We start from the raw sequence: 22,895 nt of genomic DNA, 5'->3' as shown, positions 1-22,895 counted from the left end.
CCCGGCCCCGCCGGGGCTTCTCTCATATCAGGGGTAGAGCCGCGCGCGGCTCCAGCGGTCGCCGTCGCGCGTGAACCGGACGCGGTCGTGCAGGCGGAACGCACCGTTCTGCCAGAATTCCAGGGTGACCGGCGCGATCCGGAAGCCCGTCCAGTTCTCCGGCCGCGGCACCGGGCCGTCGCCGTAGCGCGCGGTCAGCGCCTCGACCTCCGCGATCAGCGTGGCGCGGTCGGCGAGCGGGCGCGACTGGCGGCTGGCGATGGCGCCGATCCGGCTGTTGCGGTGGCGGCTGGCGAAGTAGGCGTCGGCCTCCGCCGCCGAGACGCGCGCGACGGAGCCGCGGGCGCGCACCTGCCGGCCGAGGCTCTTCCAGTGCAGCACCAGCGCCGCCTGCGGGTTCTGCGCCAGCTCCGCGCCCTTGGTCGACTCGACGTTGGTGTAGAACACGAAGCCGCGCGCGTCGAAGCCCTTGAGCAGCACCACCCGCACGTCCGGCAGCCCGTCGGCGTCGGCGGTGGCCAGCGCCATGGCATTCGGGTCGTTCGGCTCGGACGCCTCCGCCTCCGTCATCCAGGCGGCGAACAGCGCGAACGGATCCTCCGCGCGGGTGAAGTCCGTCGCCTCGTGCGCAATCGGATCATCGTTCCTTAACTGGTCCACGCGAAAACTCCTGGCCTGTCGCGACCGGGGCCTGAGGGGGCAGCGGCGCGGGTCCTCGAACGGGAAACCCGTGTGAGTCAGGTGTAATGCGTTGGCGCGCCTGTAAAGACGTCCGCCTCAAGCTGGGGATCCCCGTGCTGCTCGCCCTGGGCGGCGGCCTGTGCGGATGCAGCGGCCCGCTGCTGGTGTTCCGGGCACAGCCGAAGCCCGTCGCCGCGGCCGAGGAGCCGGCGGTCACCGGCAGCATCGCCCGGCGCCCGGCGAGCTTCGGCGACGACCTCGCGGAGGAGGATTGGCGGCGCGCCAAGGCGGCCCTGTCCGTCGCCCTCGATCCCCAGGGCAACGGCCGCCCGGTGAAGTGGGACAACCCGGAGACCGGCCTGTACGGCTCGGTCAACCCGACGGGGCTTCCTTACGTCGCCGACGACCTGATCTGCCGCAACTTCCTCGCCTCGGTGGTCGCGCCCGGCCGCAGCCGGTTCGTGCGCGGCACCGGCTGCAAGCCGTCGGGGGGCGAGTGGACGCTGCGGCGCGTGCGCAGCGCGGCCGCCCCCGCCAAGCCGACGCAGTAGGGATCCCGGCGCCCGTACCGGAGCTGGTCGAAGGGGCCGTGGTCGTCCTCGTCCGTCCCCGGGGAGCGAAGCGACCGGGGGCCGCGCCACCTTCGGGGAACGCGCACTGGCTGCGCCGCCTCGCCTCGGGCTCGCGATTGTCTGTTGCGGCGGTGACGGCGCGGGCGACTACGGCCCCTGCTTGGCGAACTCGGAGAGCACGCCGCGCAGCACCGTCAGCCGCGCGTCGTAGGCGCTCTTCAGGCAGGCGACGTCTGCCCCGCAGGCGCGGCGCTCGGTCAGCCACGCCTCCTGGTCGTCCTGCAACTTGGCGCGGCCGCCCATCGGCAGCACGGCCTTCAGGATCTCGTAGCGGGTCGCCATCTCCACGTCCCGGTCGTTGAGGGACAGGTTGGCGCAGATCGCCCGCTCGTCGGGCGCCTCGGCCCGGTCGCAGGGGAAGCTCGCGGCGCGGGCAGTCCCCGTCAGGGCCAGGAGGGCGAGGGCGGCGGGGAGCGCCACGGTGGGGATCGTCTTGGGCATGCGGGACAACGGGCGGTGGCGACGGGTGGCTCCGCGGGCGCGGCGGTACGGTTAACGGCGGCGGGCTCCGCGGAACCCTGCGGCCGTAGCCGGCGAAACCGGCAGCTTCCACACGCGCCGCGTCTCCCTCCCCCCTGTGCGGGGGAGGGTGGCCCCCGCGTGAGCGGGGGTCGGGAGAGGGGAGCCCGGCTTCAGGCAAGGTCTCCGTAGCTCATGCCGAACGCCTTCTTCGGCACCGTCGCTCCCCTCTCCCGACCCGCTTCGCGGGCCACCCTCCCCCGCACAGGGGGGAGGGAGCGCGCGGACTTCAGGATTGCTCCGAGGCAGGTCCCAAAAGATCAGAACCCCGGCTTCACCGTGGCGAGGATCACGATGACGATCATCAGCAGCGTCGGCACCTCGTTGATCACCCGGTAGAAGCGGTGGCCGCGGGTGTTCCGGTCGGCGGCGAAGTCCTTGACCATGCGGGCGAGCCAGCCGTGGATGCCCGACAGCACCAGCACCAGCGCGAACTTCACCTGGAGCCAGGGGCTCGCGTAGAAGCCGCTCATCCCCGCGAGCGCCAGCCCGAACGCCCAGGTCGCGATCATCGCGGGCGTCATGATCGCCTTGAGCAGGCGCCGCTCCATGACCTTGAAGGTCGCCGACTGCGCCTCCGAGCCCGGCGGCAGGCTCGCGTGGTAGACGAACAGCCGGGGCAGGTAGAGCATTCCCGCCATCCAGGCGATCAGGCTGACGATGTGCCCCGCCTTGAGCCAGTCGTAGAGCACGCTCTCAGCCCCGCAGCCGCGCCAGCATGCGCTCGACATGGGCGACCGGCGTCTGCGGGGTGATGCCGTGGCCGAGGTTGAACACGTGCGGCAGGCCGGCAGTCGCCGCGCGCACGGCGTCGACGGCCGCGTCCAGCGCGTCCCCGCCGGCGATCAGCGTCTCCGGGTGCAGGTTGCCCTGGGTGACGGTTCTGGCCGGCAGGCGGGCGCGCAGGGCCTTCAGGTCCACCGCCCAGTCGACGCCGACCGCGTCGGCGCCGGTCTCGGGGATCACCCGGGCATGGCCGTCGAGCCCCGAGCCCCGGGCGAACACGATGATCTTCGCCCCCGGCACCCGGGCGCGGACCCCGGCGACCATCCGGGCGATCGGCTTCAGGGACCAGCGGGTCAGGGCATCCTCGGATCCTCCCGGGAGGGCGCTCTCGGCCACGTCGCCGACCGGCTCCACGGTCCCGGCCGTGGGGGGACGCGCGGCCGGCAGCACCCCGGCGTGGGACTCGAAGATCTGCACCGCGTCGGCCCCGGCCTCGAACTGGCGCACGAGGTACTCGGTCTGCACCGTCACGAGGCGGTCGATCAGCGCGTCGACCAGCGCCGTGTCGGCTTCGGCGAGCGCCCGGGCCGGGGCGAGGTCGGGCGTGCCCCGGCCGCCGATCATGTAGCTCGCCACCGTCCAGGGCGCGCCGCAGAACCCGAGCAGGGTGGTCTCGGGCGGCAGCTCGGCGCGCAGCCGCCCGACCGTCTCGAACACGGGGGCGAGATGGGTGAAGATCGCCGGGTCGCCGGCCTCCCGCAGCCGGTCGAAGGCCGCGCGCCCGGTCAGCGCGTCGAGGCGGGGCCCCTCGCCTTCCACGAAGCGCACGTCCTGGCCGAGCGCGTGCGGCACCACGAGGATGTCGGAGAACAGGATCGCCCCGTCGAAGCCGAAGCGGCGGATCGGCTGGAGGGTCACCTCGACCGCGAAATCCGGGCTGTAGCAGAGGTCGAGGAACGAGCCGGCCTCCGCCCGCGTCGCCCGGTACTCCGGCAGGTAGCGTCCCGCCTGCCGCATGACCCAGGCCGGGGGCGGCGACAGTGCCTCCCCGGAGAGCGCGCGCAGCAGCTTCCTGTCCGGTCCGGTCGCCATGCCTGCTCGCTCGACCCCTGTCGCCCCTGGCCTGTCCGGACGGGGCGCGACGATCCCCACACGGGCCCTCTCAAAGAGAAGAGAGAATCTAGACTCTCTTTTTTCTCTTGGGGGCTGAACGGCGGGAGCGCAACCGTGTCCACAGCCCGTCCCCGCCACCGCGCCGTTAACGGAGCTTTAAAGGATTCCCGCCATTCTTCGGGAAGCGGTCGCAGGCTCAGTGTCTTGCGCCTGCCCCCGGCCCCCGCGGGCCCCGCGACGTCCCGGATTCTCCCACGGCGCCGATTCCGCGTGTCCCGATCGTCCGCCTGTGTAAGGCGGAGTCGATGGTTCGCGCACCCGCCCCGCTGGACCGGCCGAACGGAGCGACCTATCCACACCTGTCCACGCCCCGGCGGTCGCCGGTGGATGACCGAGAGCATGTGGCGTCGCGGCGGCCGCCGGTCCGGCGCGGAGCGCTTTCCGGACGGCGACCGAGCGGGCGACGGGTATGGGCCGCAGCTACTTCCACCTCCACCTCGTCTCCGACTCCACCGGCGAGACGCTGATCAACGTCGGCCGCGCGGCGGCGGCGCAGTACGAGGGCATCTCGGCGATCGAGCACGTCTACCCGCTGGTGCGCTCGGCGGCGCAGCTCGACCGGGTGATCTCGGAGATCCGGGCGGCGCCGGGCCTCGTGCTCTACACGCTCGTCGGCGGCGACCTCGGCCAGACCCTGGAGGCGGCGGCGCGCGAGAGCGGCTCGCCGTGCCTGTCGGTGCTGCAACCGGTCCACGACCTGCTGCAATCCTACCTCGGCGCGCAGAAGGCGGCCCGGCCCGGCGCCCAGCACATGCTGAACGCCGAGTACTTCAAGCGCATCGACGCAATGAACTTCACGCTCGCCCACGACGACGGCAACCTGCCGGACGACCTGGAGGAGGCCGACGTGATCCTCTTGGGCGTCAGCCGCACCTCGAAGACGCCGACCTCGATCTACCTCGCCAACCGCGGCCTCAAGACCACCAACCTGCCGCTGGTGCCGGGCGTGCCGCTGCCGCCGGCGATCGAGGCGGCGAAGAAGCCCCTGGTCGTCGGCCTGTTCGCGTCGCCGGAGCGCATCGTCCAGATCCGCCAGAACCGGCTCTCCAGCCTCAACGCCGACGAATCCTCGCTCTACGTCGACCGCTCGGCGGTGGCCGACGAGATCACCGCCTCGCGCCGGCTGTTCGTCCGCAACCGCTGGCCGACGATCGACGTGACCCGCCGCTCCATCGAGGAGACCGCGGCGGCAATCCTCGACCTGCACCGCGACCACCGGATGAAGTTCATCGCGGTGTGAGGCTGGGCGCGGGAGATCAAGGTTTCGAAAGGGCGCACCCTTTCGCGGGTGCAGGGTGGAACCCTGCAATATCAGGACTTTGTCCTGATGACCCACCAAAGGGCGCAGCCCTTTGGGAACCCCATTTCATGAGGCTCAAGGCCCCCCGAGCACCGCCCGGGTCAGCACGAGGCCGGCCACCAGCCCGGCGAGGCCCGCGATCACCGAGGCGAGCACGTAGGCCGCCGCCGCGCCGGTCTCACCGCGCTGGTAGAGGCTGATCGCGTCGAGCGAGAAGGTCGAGAAGGTGGTGAAGCCGCCGAGCATCCCGGTGGTGAGGAACAGCCGCGCCGGGTGGCCGGCCGCCCCGCGCAGCGCGAAGCCCTCGGCGAGCACGCCCATCAGGAACGAGCCGAGCACGTTGATGAGCAGCGTCGCCAGCGGGAAGCCGAGCCCCGGCAGGGCGCGGGCGACCGCGACGTTGATGCCGTGCCGGACCCCGCCGCCCAGCCCGGCGCCGAGGATCACGATGAGGGTGTTGAACATGCCTGCCCGTCCTCTCCTTCGGGTCGGGCGGCCCCGCGCGGCTCGGGCGCACGGCCCTACCGCGGGCGGAGCGCGCCCGTGCGGTAGGAGCCATCAGCCCGCGGGACGCGGGCGGTTGTCGGGGAGCTCCATCCCCATCGCGGCCGGCCTTAGAGCATGGGGCGGGCGAGGGGAAGCCGGTCGCGGCGCGTTCGGCGACGCTCGCGCGTTGATCCGGGACCCACCGAGCCGGAGCATCCCCGTGCCGACCTTCCTGTGCACCGCCTGCGGGACGAGCTACCCGGAGGCGGCGGAGCCCCCCGGGCGCTGCCCGATCTGCGCGGACGAGCGCCAGTACGTGCCGGTGGAGCGCCAGCGCTGGACGACGCCCGCGGCGCTGGCGCTCGGCCACACCAACGCGTGGCGGCAGCGCGAGCCGGACCTGTTCGAGATCCAGACCCAGCCCGCCTTCGGCATCGGGCAGCGCGCCTTCCTGATCCGGACGCCGACGGGCAACCTGCTCTGGGACTGCGTGGCCCTGTGCGACGCGGCCACCCGCGCCCTCGTCGAGGCGCTCGGCGGCATCACCGGTATCGCGATCTCGCACCCGCACTACTACACGACGATGCAGGACTGGGCGGCCGCCCTCGACGCCCCGGTCTACCTGCACGCCCGCGACCGGGCCTGGGTGATGCGGCCGGACGACCGGCTGGCGTTCTGGGAGGAGGACGTGCGGCCCCTCGGGCCGGGCCTGATGCTGCACCGGCTCGGCGGCCACTTCCCCGGCAGCACGGTGCTGCACTGGGCGGCCGGCGCTGCGGGGGCGGGCGCGCTGATGGTCGGCGACACCCTGCAGGTGGGGGCCGACCGGAAGAGCGTGTCGTTCCAGTGGAGCTACCCCAACGCGCTGCCGCTCTCGGGGGCCAGCGTCGCGCGGATCGCGGCGCGGCTCGACGGCCTGCGGTTCGCGCGGATCTACGGCGCCTTCGGCCTGCACATCCGCGAGGGCGCCGACGCCGTCGTTCGGGCCTCCGCGGCGCGCTACCGGGCGCTCCTCGACGCCGAGCAGCCCTGATCGCTCCGGACAGGAAGAAACCGCCCGCGATCCGGGGATCGGGGACGGTTCCGGGAGGACCAACCGTGGGGGCGGGAGACGGTGCCGTCTCCCGTCCGGGATCGCCGGTCAGGCCGCGGCTGCGAAGTGGCTGCGCTGCTCGATCTGGGCGGCGTAGAAATCCTCGACCACGTCCCGCACCACCTCGGCGAGCTCCGCGCCCCGGTTCTCGTCCAGGTGGATGTCGCTGCCGATCACCCGGCCGATATGCGCCACGGAGCCCGCCCCCGGCACCAGCTGCTCGTTGTAGCGCTGGTTCAGGCCGGAGACCGAGATGGTGTTGCTGCCGCCGAGTTCGGGGCCGTACTTGATCTTGATCTTCTGCTCGGTCTCGTTCCCGCGCATCTTGGCGCAGAGGACGATGAAGTTGTCCTGGTCGATCTGGGGCTCGATGCCGTGGATGCTGCCGTGGACGTTGTCCTCCTCGTTGAGCACCTCGGCCATCAGGGTCAGGACCTCGATCACCGGGCGGAGCGCGCGGGTGCCGTCCTCGAGGAGCTTCTGGCGGAAGCCGTTGCTGCGGGCGTCCGCGGCCGCGAGCCGCTCCCGGAAACGGTCCTTGACCTCGTTGCTGCGCGCCATCCCTCGTTCCTCCTGAAACCTTGGTCTGCGGGATCGCTCACCCGGACGAACAAGATCTACGGACCGAAAACAGATGCCGCAAGATGGTGCAAAACATTGATGCTTGCTCAGGACTTGAGCTATTGCACGATTTTCTTACATGCCTGGAAAATGGGCAGCCGCTCCCGGATCAGGCGGGACCGTCGAGGGGCCGCAATCGTCCCGCAGCGACGGGCGCCGGCCCGCGCACGCCGCGCGACAGGTCCCGCGCCAGGGCGGGGAGGTCCGGCACCGGTGCGTCCCCGCCTCCGTAGACGGCCCGATCCAGGGCGGCGAGCCGGGCGGCGGTCTCGGGCCGGGCCCGCCAGAGCCCGGCGAGATCCGGTGCCGCCCGCAGCGCCGCGTCCACGGCCGCCCGGAACCGGACCGGATCGCCCGTCCGCGCGGCCCGGTGCAGCGCCCGCCGCGCGGGGGCGGCGAGGCGCCGACGGCCCCGCGCCGCGCCGAAGCCCAGGAGCGCCAGCCCGAGGCCGAAGGCGGCGAGTGCCGCGGCGGCGGCGGCGAGCGGCCCGCCCCGGACCGGGGGCGCGAGGTCCGTCTCCCGGTCGGGCAGGCCGCCGCCGATCTGCCGGGCCGGGATCTCGGCCTCGCGCATCGTCCGCGTCCCCGTGTCGAACCAGGGGATCGTGATCGCGTCGAGCGGGATCACCTCCGGCACGCCGGGCTTCACGTCCCAGACGTAGGTCGCCCGGGCCACGGGGCCCGACGGGGTGATCAGGGTCTCGCGGGCGACCGGTCCGGCGAAGGTGAGGATGCCGCGGGTGCGCATCACCGGCCGCGGCGGCAGCCCCTCGGCGACCATGCCCTGCGCCTCCAGGGTCACGGTCCGGCGCACGGTCTCGCCGAGCTTCACCGTCTCCGGGTCCTGGCTCCACGTGTCGGAGATCGTCACGTCGCGGGCGGGGAGCCACCACGGCTCCTTGGCGTCCGGCCCGCCGGTCGGCGCGGTCCACGCCGCGACCGGGAACGGGATCGGGTTCGAGCGCACCTCGACGACCCGGCGGGCGCCCGCGTCGTTGACGGTGAGCTTGTGCGTGAACGGCTCGATGGTGAAGTCGCCCGCGTGGTGGGGGAAGACGGCCACCGTCCGGTCGAAGGCCAGCGCGCTCTGGCCGTCGGGCAGCTTGGTGCGGCTCCAGTGGTCGCGGCCGAGCTGCGTCCAGGTGAAGTTGGCGAGCGTCGGCTGGATCACCTCCTCCAGCATGATCGGCTGCTTGTAGACCCCGTGGATGCGCAGCAGCACCATCTCGCGCGGGTAGGGCACGGCGCCCCCGTTCAGCTCCGGCGTCACCGTGAGGGTGAGGTCGCCGGGCTCGATCTCGGCGCGGGCGGGCAGAGGGGCGAGGAGGAGGGCGAGCAGGAGGGCGAGGACCAGCGCGACGTCGCTGCCCCCTCTGCGGACGCAAGAATTCGCCCGTCGGGTGGTGCAGGCGCGCGGTCTCCCTCCTCCCTCTGCGGGGGAGGGTGGCCCGCGAAGCGGGTCGGGAGAGGGGAGCGACGGTGCCGGACGAGGGGCCCCGCACCCGCGCAGCGCCTTTGCCTGAAACCGGGTTCCCCTCTCCCGACCCCTGCTCACGCAGGGGCCACCCTCCCCCGCAGAGGGGGGAGGGCTCGAAACCTCTCCGCCAAGTCCCAAAACAATCACCACGGGTTGCTCCCGGCGGGCATGGCGGTGCCGGCCTCGACGCGGCGGGCCTGCTCGGCCTTGAGGCGGAGCTTCAGGTAGCGGCCGGGGTCGTCCGGCAGGGTCTGGAGCCACAGGCGGTCGGGGCGGATCTCGTGGGCCTCAAAGCTCTTCGTCACCCGGCGGGCCTCGCGCTCGGGCGACTCGGCGACCATCGCCGCGCCGACCCCGCTGCGCCCGCGGCCGCCCGCGTCGCCGGCCGAGCCGCGGGCGCGGCCCACCCCCGGATCGAGGGCGGATTGCTCCGAGCGGCCGCGGCGGGCCACCGCGCTGTTGCCCGGCAGGGAGGCGCTGCTGTCCGCCTCGCGGTTGCCGGCCAGCCCCTCGCCGCTGGAGGAGGCGTTGATGTCGTTGTTCTGGTCCTGGTTGGCGGTCTTGTTGTAGCGGGCGCCGTACTGGGCGGTGCCGTTGGCGATCCCGCCGCCGGGGCCGCGGTCGATCGCCTCGGCGAGCAGGCGGGCGACGAGGGCGCGGTTGGCCTGGGCGTCCGCGTCGCGGGGGTTGTAGCGCAGGGCCTCGTCGTAGGCCTCGACCGCCCCCGGGAGGTCGCCGGAGCGCGCCAGGGCGTTGCCGAGATTGTAGCTCGCCCGCCGCCCGCCGGCCCGGAAGATCGCGACCGCCTCGCCGTAGCGCCCGGCCTCGTACAGGGCGGGGCCGCGCCAGGCCGGGTCGGCGATCACGTCGGCGGCCAGTCCCGGCAGGCCGAGGCCCATCAGCACGCGGCCGAGGCCGGTGCGCGGCTCCGACAGGGCGAGGCCGCCGAGCAGGCCGAGGCCGGCGAGACCGAGCCCGGCGATCCGGGCGCGGCGCCCCCAGCCCGGGGACAGGGCGGCGCGGGGCGGGGGGGCGAGGCCGGCCGTCATATCGGGCGCTCCCTTCTCGCGCGCAGCATGTCACGCGCTCCGGCGGAACAGAAGCAGGGCCGGCAGGGCGGCGAGCAGCAGCAGCCAGCGCCCGAGATCGGCGTAGGCGAACACGCCGTAGCCGCCCGCGGCGAGGTGGCGGGCGGTGGGCTCGGCCACCGCGTCGAGCACCGGGGCCGGGGCGGTCACGTCGGCCGCGACCCCGCCGCCCGCCGCCGCGAGCCGGGCGAGGGCGAGGGCGTCGGGCCTCGGCGCGCCCGGGGGCACGGTCTGACCCGCCGGCACGAACAGGGTCTGGAGGCGCCAGCCGCGGTCGCGCAGGGCCCGGGCCTCCCGGGCCGCCGCGTCGCCGATCCCGTCGCCGTCGCTGATCAGCACCACGTCGGCGGCGACCACGTCGGCCTCGGCGAGGGTGCGGCGGGCGAGCGCAAGGCCGCGCTCCGGGTGGCTGCCGCGGTCGGGCACGGTGTCGGCGTCGAGGGCGAACAGGGTGGTGCCGAGGCTGTCGCGGTCGGTGGTGGGCGAGACGGCGAGGTAGGCGTCGCCCGCGTAGACGACCAAGGCCACCGCCCGGGTGCCGGCGGCCTCGGCGACGGCGGCCGCGGCCTGCCGCACGGCGCCGAGATTGCCGCCCTCGGCGACGGAGCGGGACAGGTCGAGGACGATGACGGTCTCGTCGAGGTTGCGGAAGGTCGCCGCGTCCCGGCGCTCCACGGCCGGACCGGTGAGCGCCAGGGCGATCAGCCCGGCGGCGAGCGCGGCCGCGAGGCTCGCCCGCCTGCGGCCGCCGAGCACCGCGCCGGAGCGGGCGAGATGGGTCATCAGCGCCGGATCGACGGCGCGGCCCCAGTCGCCGAGCGGCGCGGCGCGGCGGACCGCGACGACGGCGAGCACCGCCACCACGGGCAGGGCGGCGAGCCACCAGGGGCGCAGCAGGGCCAGCGCGTCGATCACGCGCGCCCCCGGGTCGCCAGCAGCCCGGCGGCGCAGAGCAGCGCCAGCGCGGCGGGCCAGGGCCAGAGGTCGCGGCGCAGGGGCACCGGCGGCGCCGTCGCCCGGCCGCCCTCCAGGGCGTCGATGGCGTCGGTCACGCGGACGAGGTCGTCGGTGGTGCGTACCCGGAAGGCCCGGCCGCCGCTCACCTCGGCCATCGTCCGCAGGGTCTCGCTGTCGACCACGTCCTGCTCGCCGTTCGCGTCGGCGAGGTCGCGGGGGCCCAGCGCGATGGTGTAGACCTTGATCCCAAGGGTCTTGGCGAGGTCGGCCACGTCCCGCGGCGCGGTCTGCCCGGCGTTGTTGACGCCGTCGGAGAGCAGGACCACCGCCTTGGCCGCGGCCGGCGGGCCGCCCGGTCCGGCCGGCTCCCGGGGGTCGAGGCGGCGCAGGGCGAGGCCCAGCCCGTCGCCGATGCCGGTCGAGCGCCCGGTGATGCCGATCGTCGCCTCCTCCAGGGCGCGGGCGACGGAGGCGGCGTCGAAGGTCAGCCCGGCGGCGACGTAGGCCTGGTCGGCGAAGATCACGAGGCCGATCCGGTCCCCGGCCCGTCTGCGGATGAAGTCGGCGCCCACCCGCTTGACGGCGTTGAGCCGGCTCACCGTCTCGCCGTCCAGGGCGAAATCGCGCCGCTCCATCGAGCCCGACAGATCCATCGCCACCACGATCTCGCGCCCGGACGCCGGCAAAGCTTTGGCCGGCAGCACGATCCGCGGCCCGGCCAGGGCGGCGACCAGCGCAACCCACAGGGTCCAGGTGACCGCGGCCCGGCGCCGGCCGCGGGCCGCGATGTCGACCCCCTGCCCGGCTTCCGCGGCCAGGGTTCCGGGCACGCGCAACGCGCCGCCGCCCGCGCGCTCCGGCGGCAGCAGCCGCGCCGCGAGCCAGGGCAGCGGCAGGGCGAGCAGCGCCCAGGGCGCCGCGAGATCGAAGGTGGCGAGGGCGCCGAGCCACGCGGGCAGGAGCGCGCTCATGCCCGCAGCCGCCCGATCAGCCGGCCGAGCTCGGCGTCGAGGCGATCGAGGTCGGGCGTCTGCCGCCGGTACAGGCCGTCCGCGAGCACCCGGCCGGCGCCGGCGGTGAAGAAGTCGGTGCGGAACAGGGCATCGAGCCGCCTCGCCCAGTCGCCGCCCTGCACCGCGGCGTCGGCGTCGCCCGATACGGTCCGCACGAGCCGCCGCAGGAGCCGGGCCTGGGCGACGAGGCGCGCGTCCGGATCGAGCCCGCGGCTGCCCGCCAGCTCCGCCAGCGCCGCCCGCCGCACCGTGGCCCGCGCCCGGACCCGGAGGACCCGCAGTGCGCCGACGAGCAGCGCGGCCAGGAAGCCCAGCGCGGCGGCGGCGAGAATCTCGCCCTGCACGGCGCCCGCGGCCCCGCCCGGCAGGTGCAGTCCGCGCAGGGCGTCGAGGGTCAGGGGGGCGTCGGCGGGGGTCATGGGGCGTACACGAGCGCGCAGGTACGGCGCCCGGCGTCCGCGCCCATCCCTCCCCCCTCTGCGGGGGAGGGTGGCCCGATGGGCGCCTCTCGCGTGAGCGGGGGTCGGGAGAGGGGCAGCGCGACGATGCGGGAGGCGGCACCCGTCGCGCGTCTTCCGTAGACGGCGCTCCCCTCTCCTCCCCTGCTGCGCAGGGTACCCTCCCCCGCAGAGGGGGGAGGGAGGGGCGCGGATGTCTCGAAAGAATTACAGCACCGCATCGAGCCGCTCCATCAGCGGCGCGTAGGCCTCGGGCCCGGCCTCCACGTCGAGGCGCAGGCCGCCGATGCCGCGGCGGGCGTAGTCGGCCAGCCGCGCGTCGGCGCTCGCCCCGCCCGCCCCGTCGGCGCGCAGGACGCCGCGGCGCCCGTTCGCCAGCGCGTAGGGGAAGAAGCCCGGACGGCGCACGCGCTCGAACGCGTCGCTCACCAGGATCAGCCGGACCGAGACGCGCTCCGCCACCAGCGTCAGCAACCCGTCGAAGCCCGGGCCGGGCGTGTCCAGCGCGCTGGCGATCACGAGGTGGCCGCCCGACGGCAGCAGGCTCGCGGCGGCGGCGAGCACCGGCTCCAGCGGCGGGTCGGCCGCCTCGGCACTCTCCAGGGCGCGGGCGTGGGCGGCGGCCAGGGCGCCGGTGACGGCGGTCATCGCCCGCTCGCCGCCCGACGGCCGCAGGACCGTCGGCTCGCCGACGCCCGCGACCGCGAGGCCGATGCGGCCGCCATCCGCGGCGATCCGCCAGCCGAGCAGCGCCAGCGCCTCGGCCGCCGCCACCGAGCGCAGCGCCCGGCGGGTGCCGAACAGCATGGCCGGGCGGAAATCGGCGAGCAGCACCACCGCGCGGTCACGCTCGTCGTGGTGGGTGCGCACGTGCAACTGGCCGGTGCGGGCGGTGGCGTTGCGGTCGATGTGGCGGCGGTCGTCGCCCTCGGTCCAGGGCCGCACGTCCTCCGGCTCGGAGCCGCGCCCGCGCCGCCGGGTGACGATCCCGCCGGGCAGGCCGGCCAGCGTCCGGGTCGCGGGCATCCCGCCGCGGCGCGCGAGATGGCGCAGGCCCATCAGCGCCTCGCCGGAGAGGTGGATGCCGGCATCGGGACTGGAGGCCGGGGCGGCGCCCGTCCTCACAGCGCCCGCACCCGTCGCACCAGCTCGTCGATCAGCAAGCGGGCGGTCCGGCCCTCGGCGGCCGCGCGCCACGTCAGGCCGATGCGGTGCGAGAGGGCGTCGCGGGCGAGAGCCGTGACGTCCTCGGGGGTCACGTGGTCGCGGCCGTGCAGCCACGCCCGCGCCTTGCCGGCCATCATCAGCGCCAGCGTGCCGCGCGGCGAGGCCGGGTGCTCGATCTGGGCGCGCAGGTCCGGCGCCGCCGCGTCCGTGCGGGTCGCCGCCACCAGCCGCACGAGGTAGTCCTTCAAAGCGGGCGACACGTAGGTCGCGAGCGCCGCCTCCCGGGCCGCGCGAACCTCGGCGAGCGTCAGCCGGGTCGGCATCGGCTCGGCGTGGTGGGTCAGCTCGCCCTCGACGAGGTCGAGGATCGCCCGCTCGGTGCCCTCGTCGGGCATGTCGACCACGACGTGCAGCAGGAAGCGGTCGAGCTGCGCCTCCGGCAGCGGGAAGGTGCCCGCGTGCTCGATCGGGTTCTGGGTGGCCACCACCATGAACGGGTCGGACAGCCGGTGCGTGACCCCCGAGACCGTCACCTGCCCCTCGGCCATCGATTCCAGCAGGGCCGACTGCACCTTCGGCGGCGCGCGGTTCACCTCGTCGACGAGGACGAGGGCGTGGAACAGGGGGCCTTGCAGGAACTCGAACGTGCCGCTGTCCTGGCGCCACACGGTGGTGCCGGTGAGGTCGGCCGGCATCAGGTCCGGCGTGCACTGGATGCGGGCGAAGGAGCCGTCGAGCCCGTCGGCGAGGCGCTTGACCGCCCGGGTCTTGGCGAGCCCCGGCGCGCCCTCGATCAGCAGGTGGCCGCCGGTGAGGAGGCCGATCAGCAGCCGCTCGACGAGGCCGGAGGCGCCGATCAGGCCCCGCTCCAGCCCGTCGCGCAGCGCCAGGACCCGGCCGTGCAGGGCGGCGGCTTCCGGCGGGCGCTCGGCCGGGACGGCATCGCTCATGCCGGGACGGCTCCTGGGGCGGGAATCCCGTTCTGCATCCGACGCGTCTCCTCGGCCCGGGTCCCGTTTTCTTAAGGGATCCTCAGGGGCGCCGGTGTGCCCGCTGGCCGGGGCGGCCGTCAATCCTACCTTGGCCCATCTCCCCGGCACACGGCGTCACGGTCCCGTCACACGGCCGATCCTAGAGCGCTGCCACCATGGATCTGCTCGCCAGCCTCCCCGAACCCGCCCGGTCCGCCCTCGGCCTCGCCGTCGCCTTCGGCCTCGGCACCCTGATCGGGGTCGAGCGGCAGTACCGGCAGCGCACCGCCGGCCTGCGCACCGCCGTGCTGGTGGCGGTGGGCGCCTCGGCCTTCGTCGATCTCGGCATGCGCCTCACCGGGCCGGAGGGGGGCACCCGCACCGTCGCCTACGTGATCTCCGGCATCGGCTTCCTCGGCGCCGGCGTGATCATGAAGGAGGGCATGAACGTCCGCGGCCTCAACACGGCCGCCACCCTCTGGTGCTCGGCCGCGGTCGGCGCCTTCGCGGGGGCCGACCTGCCGCTGGAGGCGGTATTCGTGGCGGTCACGGTGCTCGCCTGCAACACCGCCCTGCGCCCGCTCGTGAAGCTGATCGACCGCCTGCCGATCCGCGAATCCGAGACCGAGGCGACCTACGAGGTGCAGGTCACCACCGCCCCCGGCGCCGCCGGCCCGGCCCAGGACCTCCTCGTCGAGCGGCTGGAGGCGGCGAACTATCCCGTCGGCGCCATCGAGGTGGAGGAGCGCGGCGAGGAGGCGGTCGAGGTCATCGCCACCCTCACCGCCAGCGCCGTCGAGGCCGCCGAACTCGACGCCGTCACCGCCGACCTCGCCCGTGCCCCGGGCATCCGCCACGCCACCTGGTCCATCCAGACCACCGATTGATTTTTTCGGACTTGGCCGTGTGGGTGTGACAAGTTTCGTCCACACCCGCTCGCCGCGCGGGACACCCGACCGCCGTTCGTGCGGCAGCGCACGCCTCCGCCGGCGGCGGACTGGCCCGGAGCGGCGGCCGGGCCGAGATCATCGCCCCGGAGGACCGGACCTTGAACCCGGCCTCCCGGAGAGCACCATGGCGAACGATTCCCAAAAGCGCGCCCTGATCGTCGGCGCCTCGCGCGGCCTCGGCCTCGGCCTCGTCGAGACCTTCCTGGCGCGCGGCTGGCAGGTCACCGCGACCGAGCGCCGGCCTTCACAGGGCCTCGCCGCCCTGAATTCCGCGGCCCTGCGGGTCGAGACCGCCGACATCGACGATGACGCGGGCGTGGCGTCCCTGCACGACCGCCTCGGACCTGAGCGCTACGACCTGATCTTCGTGGTGGCGGGTGTCGCGACGCAGGCGCACGACCCGGTGCACGCGGTGTCGCGGGAGGTCGCGGCCCAGGTCTACCTCACCAACGCGGTGAGCCCGATCCGCTTCCTGGAAGCCTTCCGCGACCGGCTCGCGCCCGGCGGCAGCCTCGCGGTGATGAGTTCGATCCTCGGCAGCGTCGCGCTCAACGAGACGGGCGGCTGGGAGACCTACCGGGCGAGCAAGGCGGCGCTGAACACCCTCGCCCGCAGCTTCGCGGTCCGCCACCGGGCGGAGAGCCCGTCCGTGCTGATCCTGCATCCGGGCTGGGTCCGCACCGAGATGGGCGGCGCGGAGGCCGACATCGACGTGGAGACCAGCGTCGCCGGCCTCGCCGACGTGATCGCGGCGCAGCTCGGCCGGCCGGGTGTCCAGTACCTCGATTACCGAGGCGACACGCTGGCGTGGTGACACGAGAAACCCGCCCGGCAGCGGCCGGGCGGGCCCGAAACCGCGAAGAAAGTCAGCGGCGCGGGTCGAGGGGGCGGATGCGCCGCTCGACCACCACGGTCGGGCGCGTGCGGCGCTCCACGACCACGGTACGCGGCGCCCGGCTCGGGCTCGCCTGGGTCAGGATCCGCTCCGGCGCGCGCTCCGGCTTGAGGCGCTTGGCCGCCAGCACGTGCGGGCGCACCTCGTCCGAGGGCAGGCCGATCAGCCCGGCGGCGATCTCGACCTGCTGCTCGACGTCGTCGGACAGATCCTGCGCGGCGGCGACCGCCTCGTTGACGGTCGGGGGCTCACGCCGCACCCGGATCGGGGGCAGGTCGGCGAAGCTCTTCGGCGACTTCTTCACGGGGCGACTCGCGGTCTTCATGGGGCGCATCATAGCCTGGATCTGCGGTGTTGTGCAGTGCATCAAAATCCTGAGTCGGGCGTCAGGGCTGCGTGGCGGACAGACTGACCGCCCCCGTTTCCCGTGACGTTCACCTGCATTTGAAGGCCGGCATCAGAAGGATGGAGCCCGGCGCGCGGTCCCGCTTCAGCACCCCGCATCGCCCCGCGATCCGAGCGTCCTGCGTCGTCTTGCCGCAGAGCGCTGGCGGTCCTGCGGAAGCGGTCGGTTGACGTCCCGGCGCCAGGATCGCACCTCCCTCAAGGCCGCCGATGACGCAGACCCTCGACCCGCGCCTGACCCCCGCCCGGCCCCACGCCGCCGACGTCGCGCTGCGCGGCGTGGTCGCCGCCGAGCGCTACGTCGCGGGCGAGCCGGCCCGGGTGGTCGTGCCCTCGGCCCCGCTGCGCCGCGCGCCGTCGCCGGAGTCCGGAACCGACACGGAGGCGCTGCTCGGCGACGCCGTGACCGCCTACGACGCGGTCGGCGACCACGTCCTCGTGCAGCTCGCGCGCGACGGCTACGTCGGCTACCTGCCCGCCGACAGCCTCGGGCCGGCCGGCCCCGAGCCGACGCACCGCGTCGCGGCCCTGCGCACCTTCCTCTACCCGGCCCCCGACCTGAAGCGCCCGCCCTGCGCGCATCTGAGCCTCGGCGCGCGCCTCGTCGTGACCGGCGCGGCGGGGGCGTACCTGGAGACGCCGGGCGGCTACGTGTTCGCCCGCCACTGTGTCCCGGTCGGAGAGGCCGCGCCGGACTACGCCGGCACCGCCGAGCGCATGGTCGGCACGCCCTACCTGTGGGGCGGCCGCACCACCCTCGGCCTCGACTGCTCGGGGCTGGTGCAGCTCTGCCTCGACGCCGCCGGCCTGCCCTGCCCGCGCGACGCGGACATGCAGGAGCGGGCGCTGGGCCGGCCCCTGCCGCCGGTCCACGACGCTCTGCAAAGCGACGGCCTGCAACGCGGCGACTTCGTGTTCTGGAAGGGCCATGTCGGGATGATGCTCGATGCCGCACGCCTCATCCACGCCAACGGCCACCACATGAGCGTCGCGGTGGAGCCGCTGGCCGAGGCGGCGGCGCGGATCCTCGCGACCAGCTACGGCCCGGTCACGGGGATCCGCCGGCTGTGACGGGGCTCGGCGCCCGCAAGACCTTGCCGGCCACGGAACTTACGGCCACGCTTGGCCGTTCGATCGACAGGCCGTTCGATGACGATGGACTGCGTTAGACACCAGAAGCGACCTGAGAGGCGACCATGACGATCCGGACTGCACGGCTTCCCCTGGCGGCGGCGATGCTCGTCGGCCTCTCGGGCGCGGCCCTGGCCTTCGGTGGCGGGGCCGGCGGCAACAGCGGCAGCGGGCTCTCGCCCTACGCCGCGCTGAACGGCAACGACCGCTCGGCGGGGGTCAACAACGGCAATTACCGCGACCCCGCCCTCGACCCCTACCTCCGAACCTACGATCCGGAGGCCGCGGCCGCCTACGCCGCACCCCCGGCCGCCCAGCCGCGCCTGCGCCTGCGGCCCTATTACGGCCAGCCTTACTGAGCCGGCAACGGACGGGCTTCCCCGCCCGCGCGATTCGACGACACGGACCGAGGGCCGCACCCGCCTCCTGAGCGGGTCGCGGCCCTTCTCGTCCGGCCACGACGTGTCCGTCGAACCGAGACCAGCCACATTCCACGGCGCGGGGACACCGCATCGAGCCCGCGCCCGCCATCGCGAACGGCCGCGACGCGATCCTGGGCTGCGCGCGTCGTCCCGAACGGACCCTCAGGCCTCCAGCGCCAGAAGCGCGAAGCTGGCGAGCCAGTGCTCGCCCATGTAGTCGGCAAACAGGTGCGGGAGGCTGACGGCGAGATGCGCCTCGGCCGCCGCGCGCATGGCGGCGGCGCGCGGGTCGTTCGGCGGCACGGCCTCGGCGAGCGACCGGAAGCACCACGCCCGGCTGAGGTTCAACCCGTCGAGATGGGCGATCTTGCCGTCGCTGCGATCGGTCACCCGCGCCGGCGCGAACAGGGTGGCCGGCCGGCCCGCCGCGAGATCCGGCAGGAAGTGGTCGAACCAGGGCGCGAAGTCCTCCGGCGGCAGCAGGCGCCGCATGCACGCGGCCTCGATCAGCGCGGAGGACAGGAAATCGTCGCCGCCGGGCTCGCCCCAGGCGGGGCAGTCGCGGTCGCCGCCGTACCAGGACAGCGCGGTGTCCTGCAGCAGCGCCGACAGGCCCGCATCCGCCCGGCCCTCCGCGTAATCGGCCGCCAGATTCAGGGCGAAGGCGGTGTTGAAGTGGGTCCCGACCCGGACCGGGTAGGCCGCCAGCGGCAGAAACGCGCGGAACCGGTCGGCGATCAGGTCGGCGAGCGGCGCCAGGGCCCCGGCCCAGCGCGGTTCCGGCAGGCGCGCCAGGGCGTCGGCGAGCTTCAGCAGCCACGCCCAGCCGTAGGGCCGCTCGAAGCCGCGGGCGGCCGGCGCCCGGAAGGTCGCGCACTCGCCCGCGACCTTGTCCGGCACGAGCTGCCGGTCGAACAGGGCGCGGGTCGCCCCCGCGTGGGGACCGTCCGGAAAGCGCCCGAGCAGGTTGGCGAGCAGCCAGTAGCCGTGGACGCAGGAATGCCAGTCGAAGCTGCCGTGGAAGATCGGGTGCAGCGCGGACGGCACGCGCGCGTCCTCAGGCCCGGCGAGCACGAGCCCGGTCTTGTACGGGTATTCCCGGGTGACGTGGCCGAGGGTGATCGCCGCGAAACGGTCGGCGATCCCGGGGGTGAGGACGTGCGGCATCGGATCCCGCTCAGCTCCGCAGGCCCGGCGCCTCCCGGCCGGTGCGGGCGACGTACTCGGTGTAGCCGCCGCCGTACTGGTGGGCGCCGTCGGGGGTCAGTTCGAGCACGCGGTTCGAGAGCGCGGCCAGGAAATGGCGGTCGTGGCTCACGAACAGCATCGTGCCCTCGAACTCGGCGAGCGCGGCGACCAGCATCGCCTTGGTGTCCATGTCGAGGTGGTTGGTCGGCTCGTCGAGCACGAGGAAGTTCGGCGGGTCGTAGAGCATGCGCGCCATCACCAGCCGCGCCTTCTCGCCGCCAGAGAGCACCCGGCAGCGCTTCTCGACGTCGTCGCCCGAGAAGCCGAAGCAGCCGGCGAGCGTGCGCAGCGAGCCCTGGCCCGCCTGCGGGAAGGCGTCTTCGAGCGACTGGAACACGGTGCGCTCGCCGTCGAGCAGGTCCATGGCGTGCTGGGCGAAGTAGCCGAGCTTGACGCTGCCGCCCACCGTCACCGTGCCGGAATCCGGCGTCATGGTGCCGGTCACGAGCTTCAGGAGCGTCGACTTGCCGGCACCGTTGATGCCCATCACGCACCAGCGCTCCCGGCGGCGCACGGAGAAGTCGAGCCCCTCGTAGATCACCCGCCCGCCGTAGCGCTTGTTCACGCCCTTCAGCATCGCCACGTCGTCGCCCGAGCGCGGCGGCGGCTGGAACTCGAAGGCGACCGTCTGGCGGCGCCGGGGCGGCTCGATCCGCTCGATCTTGTCGAGCTTCTTCACCCGGCTCTGCACCTGCGCGGCGTGGCTCGCCCGGGCCTTGAAGCGCTCGATGAAGGCGATCTCCTTGGCGAGCATCGCCTGCTGGCGCTCGAACTGCGCCTGGCGCTGCGCCTCGGCGAGCGCCCGCTGGCCCTCGTAGAAGGCGTAGTCGCCCGAGTAGGTCGTGAGCGCGCCGCCGTCGATCTCGATGATCTTGCCGACCACCCGGTTCATGAACTCGCGGTCGTGCGAGGTCATCAAGAGGGCGCCGTCGTAGCCCTTCAGGAAATCCTCGAGCCAGATCAGGCTCTCGATGTCGAGGTGGTTGCTCGGCTCGTCGAGCAGCATCACGTCCGGGCGCATCAGCAGGATGCGGGCGAGCGCCACGCGCATCTTCCAGCCCCCGGACAGGGCGCCGACATCGCCGTCCATGGTCTCCTGGCTGAAGGAGAGCCCCGCCAGCGTCTCGCGGGCGCGGCCCTCCAGGGCGTAGCCGTCGAGTTCCTCGAACCGGGCCTGGACCTCGCCGTAGCGCTCGATCAGCGCGTCCATCTCGTCGGCCCGGTCGGGATCGGCCATCGCCGCGCCGAGCTCGGCCAGTTCCGCCGCGACCGCGCTCACGGGGCCGGCGCCGTCCATCACCTCGGCCACGACGCTGCGGCCGGCCATCTCGCCGACATCCTGGCTGAAATAGCCGATCGTGATGCCGCGCTCGGCCACCACCTGCCCCTCGTCGGGCTGCTCCTCGCCGGTCAGCATCCGGAACAGGGTGGTCTTGCCGGCGCCGTTCGGGCCCACCAGCCCGACTTTCTCCCCGCGCTGGAGGGCGGCGGAGGCCTCGATGAAGACGAGCTGCCGCCCGTTCTGTTTGACGAGTCTGTCCAGGCGTATCATGCGTCGCGCGGGCTCAACGGGATGTCCCGCCCGCGCTTACGGCACGGACCGTGCCTGCGCAAAGCCATGCCCCCGCATCGCACGCATGTCCGGGTCTCCCGGCCTCAGCATCCCTGCCCGGGACCCAACGTCCGGCTCGGCGGTTGCCCGAGGCGATGACGGGGGCGACGATGCTGTTCGGGTGGTGGAAAGCGGGCCTGGACATGGCCATGCTCGGGTTCGAGGCGCAGGGCGTCATCGCGCAGCGCATGGCGATGCTGGCGATGGGCGGTCCCGCGGCGCAGCTCGAAGCGCAGCGCATGGTCACCGAGAAGGTCATGGCGGCCGGCGAGGCGGCGCTGATGGTCGCCTCCGGCGCCTCGAACGGGAGGGTGATCCGCCACTACCGGCGCAAGGTGCAGGCGAACGCCAAGCGGCTCGGGCGGAGGGGTTGAGAGGTCGTCCAGCGCGGGCCGTCGTGTTGGCACGGAGGTCGCCGCACCGGCCCGAGCGGGCTCGGCGATCGCCCCACGATGCCCGATCCGGTTTCCGATCGGAGCGCTCGTCGTCACCACGCCGTCTTTGCGAGCGCAGCGAAGCAATCCAGCGGCGCCAACGTCCGGAGAACGCGCGCAGCCCTGGGTCGTACGTCATCTCCATCGGTTTGCCGGTTGACCGGTCGGACCGATGATGGAGGGCGGCCGGCGAGATCGCTCCTGGGTGGACCGCGAGGTCGCAAGCAATCTGGATCCGCCGGCCGTCCCTCCGCGGTCTTGAGCACGAACGGTAGAGCGGGAGCAGCCCGAGCCTACGATCCGGTGCCAGAGGACCTCGCCTCTCTCGCGAAAGGTCTCGCCATGGTAGCCTCCGTCCAGCCCAGCGCAACGTCCCGCGCCGGAACGTCCCCCGCCACGCCCTTCCCCACGCCCTTCCCCACGCCGCCTGCTCCGTCCCCCGCTCCCTCGCCTGCGGCCCGCTTCGTCGGCGCCGACGTGTCCAAGGCCTGGGTCGATCTCGCCGACACCACCGGCCGCAGCCTGCGCACCGCCAACACCCCCGAGGCCCTGGCGGCGGCGTTCGCCGGCCCCTGGGCGCCCGCCGCCTGCGCCGCCCTCGCCTACGAGCCCACCGGCGGCTACGAGCGCCCGCTGCTGGCCGCCGCCCAGAGCCTCGGTCTGCCGATCCGCCGCCTCCACCCCAACCGCGCCCGCGCGTTCGCCCGCGCCACGGGCCGGCTGGCCAAGACCGACCGGATCGACGCCGCCGTCCTGGCGGGGCTGGCCGCCTTCACCGCAGACGAGGCCGCCGTGCCCCCGCCCAGCCCGGCCCAGCGCGCCCTGGCCGAGCTGATGGCCCGCCTCACCCAGCTCAAGGACCAGCGCCACGCCGAGCGCTGCCGGGCCGAGCGCGCCGAGAGCCCGGCCGTGCGCGCCTCGATCGCGGCCTGCCTCGCCGTGATCGAGGCGCAGATCGCCGCGATGACCCAAGCCCTCGACGCCGCCATCGCCGCCGACGCCGACCTCGCCCGCAAGGCCGCCCTGCTGCGCTCGTGCAAGGGCGTCGGCCCGCGCGCCTGTCAGGCCGTCCTCGCCTGGCTGCCCGAGATCGGCACCCTCAACCGCCGCACCGTCGCCGCCCTCGTGGGCGTCGCCCCCATCACCCGCCACAGCGGCTCGGCCCTGCGCGCCGCCGCCATCGCCGGCGGCCGCAAGCCCCTGCGCGACGTGCTGTTCATGGCAGCGCTGACCGCAAGCCGCCACAACCCCACCTTCACGGCCGTCTACGACCGCCTGCGCGCCGACGGCAAACCCCACAAGCTCGCCCTCATCGCCGTCCTGCGGAAGCTCGTCACCGTCCTCAACGCGATGATCCGAGCCGGAAAGCCCTTCAAACCCGCTTGACCCGAGACACGGTAGATCGCTTCGCCTGCGGCTCGCGATGACGGCGCGGG

25 protein-coding genes and 1 riboswitch are annotated in these 22,895 nt (G+C 74.1%); of the genes, 9 read left to right on the top strand and 16 right to left on the bottom strand.

Features of this window, described 5'->3' with window-relative positions:
* Window positions 1–27: 27 nt before the first annotated feature.
* Window positions 28–660, bottom strand: coding sequence for a pyridoxamine 5'-phosphate oxidase (gene pdxH / locus Q8W71_RS08720; protein ID WP_305524957.1), 633 nt, complete (start codon window positions 658–660; stop codon window positions 28–30).
* Between the two features lie 86 nt (window positions 661–746).
* Here pdxH and Q8W71_RS08715 point away from each other — a divergent pair, with 86 nt between their 5' ends.
* The gene (locus Q8W71_RS08715; RefSeq protein WP_305524956.1) at window positions 747–1,232 is read left to right on the top strand and encodes an RT0821/Lpp0805 family surface protein; all 486 of its coding nucleotides are present in this window, start codon (window positions 747–749) and stop codon (window positions 1,230–1,232) included.
* A 168-nt stretch (window positions 1,233–1,400) separates the two neighbouring features.
* On the opposite strand, the gene Q8W71_RS08710 is transcribed toward Q8W71_RS08715, so the two are convergent.
* The 3 genes from Q8W71_RS08710 to Q8W71_RS08700 all read right to left on the bottom strand — a co-directional run bounded on the left by Q8W71_RS08710 (window position 1,401) and on the right by Q8W71_RS08700 (window position 3,650).
* A complete protein-coding gene (locus Q8W71_RS08710) occupies window positions 1,401–1,754 on the bottom strand; it encodes a lysozyme inhibitor LprI family protein (protein ID WP_305524955.1) in 354 nt (117 codons plus the stop codon).
* Between the two features lie 338 nt (window positions 1,755–2,092).
* Window positions 2,093–2,524 (bottom strand): protoporphyrinogen oxidase HemJ, encoded by a 432-nt coding sequence (gene hemJ / locus Q8W71_RS08705; protein WP_305524954.1) that lies wholly within the window; start codon window positions 2,522–2,524, stop codon window positions 2,093–2,095.
* 4 nt (window positions 2,525–2,528) lie between these two features.
* The gene (locus tag Q8W71_RS08700; protein ID WP_305524953.1) at window positions 2,529–3,650 is read right to left on the bottom strand and encodes a uroporphyrinogen decarboxylase; all 1,122 of its coding nucleotides are present in this window, start codon (window positions 3,648–3,650) and stop codon (window positions 2,529–2,531) included.
* A gap of 490 nt (window positions 3,651–4,140) precedes the next feature.
* Here Q8W71_RS08700 and Q8W71_RS08695 point away from each other — a divergent pair, with 490 nt between their 5' ends.
* Window positions 4,141–4,971: a pyruvate, water dikinase regulatory protein gene (locus tag Q8W71_RS08695; protein WP_305524952.1), complete on the top strand. Its 831-nt coding sequence runs from the start codon at window positions 4,141–4,143 to the stop codon at window positions 4,969–4,971.
* Window positions 4,972–5,106: 135 nt separating this feature from the next.
* Here Q8W71_RS08695 and crcB read toward each other — a convergent pair whose 3' ends face one another.
* Entirely contained in the window at window positions 5,107–5,496 is a 390-nt protein-coding gene (gene crcB / locus Q8W71_RS08690) for a fluoride efflux transporter CrcB (protein WP_305524951.1), read from the bottom strand.
* A gap of 77 nt (window positions 5,497–5,573) precedes the next feature.
* Window positions 5,574–5,641, bottom strand: a riboswitch (Fluoride riboswitch).
* A gap of 96 nt (window positions 5,642–5,737) precedes the next feature.
* On the opposite strand from crcB, the gene Q8W71_RS08685 reads away from it, so the two are divergent.
* Window positions 5,738–6,550: an MBL fold metallo-hydrolase gene (locus tag Q8W71_RS08685; RefSeq protein WP_305524950.1), complete on the top strand. Its 813-nt coding sequence runs from the start codon at window positions 5,738–5,740 to the stop codon at window positions 6,548–6,550.
* A 108-nt stretch (window positions 6,551–6,658) separates the two neighbouring features.
* Here Q8W71_RS08685 and Q8W71_RS08680 read toward each other — a convergent pair whose 3' ends face one another.
* The 8 genes from Q8W71_RS08680 to Q8W71_RS08645 form a co-directional block, all read right to left on the bottom strand.
* Window positions 6,659–7,171 (bottom strand): hypothetical protein, encoded by a 513-nt coding sequence (locus Q8W71_RS08680; RefSeq protein WP_305524949.1) that lies wholly within the window; start codon window positions 7,169–7,171, stop codon window positions 6,659–6,661.
* A gap of 169 nt (window positions 7,172–7,340) precedes the next feature.
* On the bottom strand, window positions 7,341–8,585 hold the full coding sequence (locus Q8W71_RS08675) for a hypothetical protein (RefSeq protein ID WP_305525065.1): 1,245 nt from the start codon (window positions 8,583–8,585) through the stop codon (window positions 7,341–7,343).
* Between the two features lie 266 nt (window positions 8,586–8,851).
* Complete coding sequence (locus tag Q8W71_RS08670) at window positions 8,852–9,757, bottom strand: tetratricopeptide repeat protein (protein WP_305524948.1); 906 nt, start codon at window positions 9,755–9,757, stop codon at window positions 8,852–8,854.
* A gap of 30 nt (window positions 9,758–9,787) precedes the next feature.
* On the bottom strand, window positions 9,788–10,711 hold the full coding sequence (locus tag Q8W71_RS08665; protein WP_305524947.1) for a VWA domain-containing protein: 924 nt from the start codon (window positions 10,709–10,711) through the stop codon (window positions 9,788–9,790).
* A complete protein-coding gene (locus Q8W71_RS08660; protein WP_305525064.1) occupies window positions 10,708–11,712 on the bottom strand; it encodes a VWA domain-containing protein in 1,005 nt (334 codons plus the stop codon). The genes Q8W71_RS08665 and Q8W71_RS08660 overlap by 4 nt, the downstream gene beginning before the upstream one ends.
* 8 nt (window positions 11,713–11,720) lie before the next feature.
* The gene (locus Q8W71_RS08655) at window positions 11,721–12,185 is read right to left on the bottom strand and encodes a DUF4381 family protein (protein WP_305524946.1); all 465 of its coding nucleotides are present in this window, start codon (window positions 12,183–12,185) and stop codon (window positions 11,721–11,723) included.
* Window positions 12,186–12,431: 246 nt separating this feature from the next.
* The gene (locus tag Q8W71_RS08650) at window positions 12,432–13,349 is read right to left on the bottom strand and encodes a DUF58 domain-containing protein (RefSeq protein WP_305524945.1); all 918 of its coding nucleotides are present in this window, start codon (window positions 13,347–13,349) and stop codon (window positions 12,432–12,434) included.
* The gene (locus Q8W71_RS08645) at window positions 13,346–14,341 is read right to left on the bottom strand and encodes an AAA family ATPase (protein ID WP_305524944.1); all 996 of its coding nucleotides are present in this window, start codon (window positions 14,339–14,341) and stop codon (window positions 13,346–13,348) included. Before Q8W71_RS08645 ends, Q8W71_RS08650 begins: the two co-directional genes overlap by 4 nt.
* Before the next feature lie 197 nt (window positions 14,342–14,538).
* On the opposite strand from Q8W71_RS08645, the gene Q8W71_RS08640 reads away from it, so the two are divergent.
* Both Q8W71_RS08640 and Q8W71_RS08635 read left to right on the top strand, forming a co-directional pair.
* Window positions 14,539–15,249 carry an MgtC/SapB family protein gene (locus Q8W71_RS08640; RefSeq protein ID WP_305524943.1) on the top strand — a complete coding sequence of 237 codons (711 nt, stop codon included), beginning with the start codon at window positions 14,539–14,541 and terminating at the stop codon, window positions 15,247–15,249.
* Between the two features lie 187 nt (window positions 15,250–15,436).
* Window positions 15,437–16,126, top strand: coding sequence for an SDR family oxidoreductase (locus Q8W71_RS08635; RefSeq protein WP_305524942.1), 690 nt, complete (start codon window positions 15,437–15,439; stop codon window positions 16,124–16,126).
* Window positions 16,127–16,178: 52 nt separating this feature from the next.
* Here Q8W71_RS08635 and Q8W71_RS08630 read toward each other — a convergent pair whose 3' ends face one another.
* A complete protein-coding gene (locus Q8W71_RS08630) occupies window positions 16,179–16,532 on the bottom strand; it encodes a hypothetical protein (protein ID WP_305524941.1) in 354 nt (117 codons plus the stop codon).
* Window positions 16,533–16,822: 290 nt separating this feature from the next.
* On the opposite strand from Q8W71_RS08630, the gene Q8W71_RS08625 reads away from it, so the two are divergent.
* A complete protein-coding gene (locus Q8W71_RS08625; protein WP_305524940.1) occupies window positions 16,823–17,683 on the top strand; it encodes a C40 family peptidase in 861 nt (286 codons plus the stop codon).
* A 125-nt stretch (window positions 17,684–17,808) separates the two neighbouring features.
* On the top strand, window positions 17,809–18,102 hold the full coding sequence (locus Q8W71_RS08620; protein WP_305524939.1) for a hypothetical protein: 294 nt from the start codon (window positions 17,809–17,811) through the stop codon (window positions 18,100–18,102).
* 225 nt (window positions 18,103–18,327) lie between these two features.
* Here the strand turns inward: Q8W71_RS08620 and Q8W71_RS08615 are convergent, their stop codons facing one another.
* Together Q8W71_RS08615 and Q8W71_RS08610 are read right to left on the bottom strand one after the other, a co-directional pair.
* Window positions 18,328–19,332: a DUF2891 domain-containing protein gene (locus tag Q8W71_RS08615; protein ID WP_305524938.1), complete on the bottom strand. Its 1,005-nt coding sequence runs from the start codon at window positions 19,330–19,332 to the stop codon at window positions 18,328–18,330.
* Between the two features lie 10 nt (window positions 19,333–19,342).
* On the bottom strand, window positions 19,343–20,965 hold the full coding sequence (locus Q8W71_RS08610) for an ABC-F family ATP-binding cassette domain-containing protein (RefSeq protein ID WP_305524937.1): 1,623 nt from the start codon (window positions 20,963–20,965) through the stop codon (window positions 19,343–19,345).
* A gap of 170 nt (window positions 20,966–21,135) precedes the next feature.
* Between Q8W71_RS08610 and Q8W71_RS08605 the strand changes: the two genes are divergently transcribed.
* Window positions 21,136–21,399 carry a hypothetical protein gene (locus Q8W71_RS08605; protein WP_305525063.1) on the top strand — a complete coding sequence of 88 codons (264 nt, stop codon included), beginning with the start codon at window positions 21,136–21,138 and terminating at the stop codon, window positions 21,397–21,399.
* Window positions 21,400–21,477: 78 nt separating this feature from the next.
* Window positions 21,478–22,845 carry an IS110 family RNA-guided transposase gene (locus tag Q8W71_RS08600; RefSeq protein ID WP_370875368.1) on the top strand — a complete coding sequence of 456 codons (1,368 nt, stop codon included), beginning with the start codon at window positions 21,478–21,480 and terminating at the stop codon, window positions 22,843–22,845.
* Window positions 22,846–22,895: the final 50 nt, after the last annotated feature.

It is taken from the genome of Methylobacterium amylolyticum (genome assembly GCF_030700245.1).
Classification (GTDB): Bacteria; Pseudomonadota; Alphaproteobacteria; order Rhizobiales; family Beijerinckiaceae; genus Methylobacterium.
The sequence above is the reverse complement of the archived record's forward strand: the minus strand, read 5'-3'. Positions and strand labels throughout refer to the sequence as shown.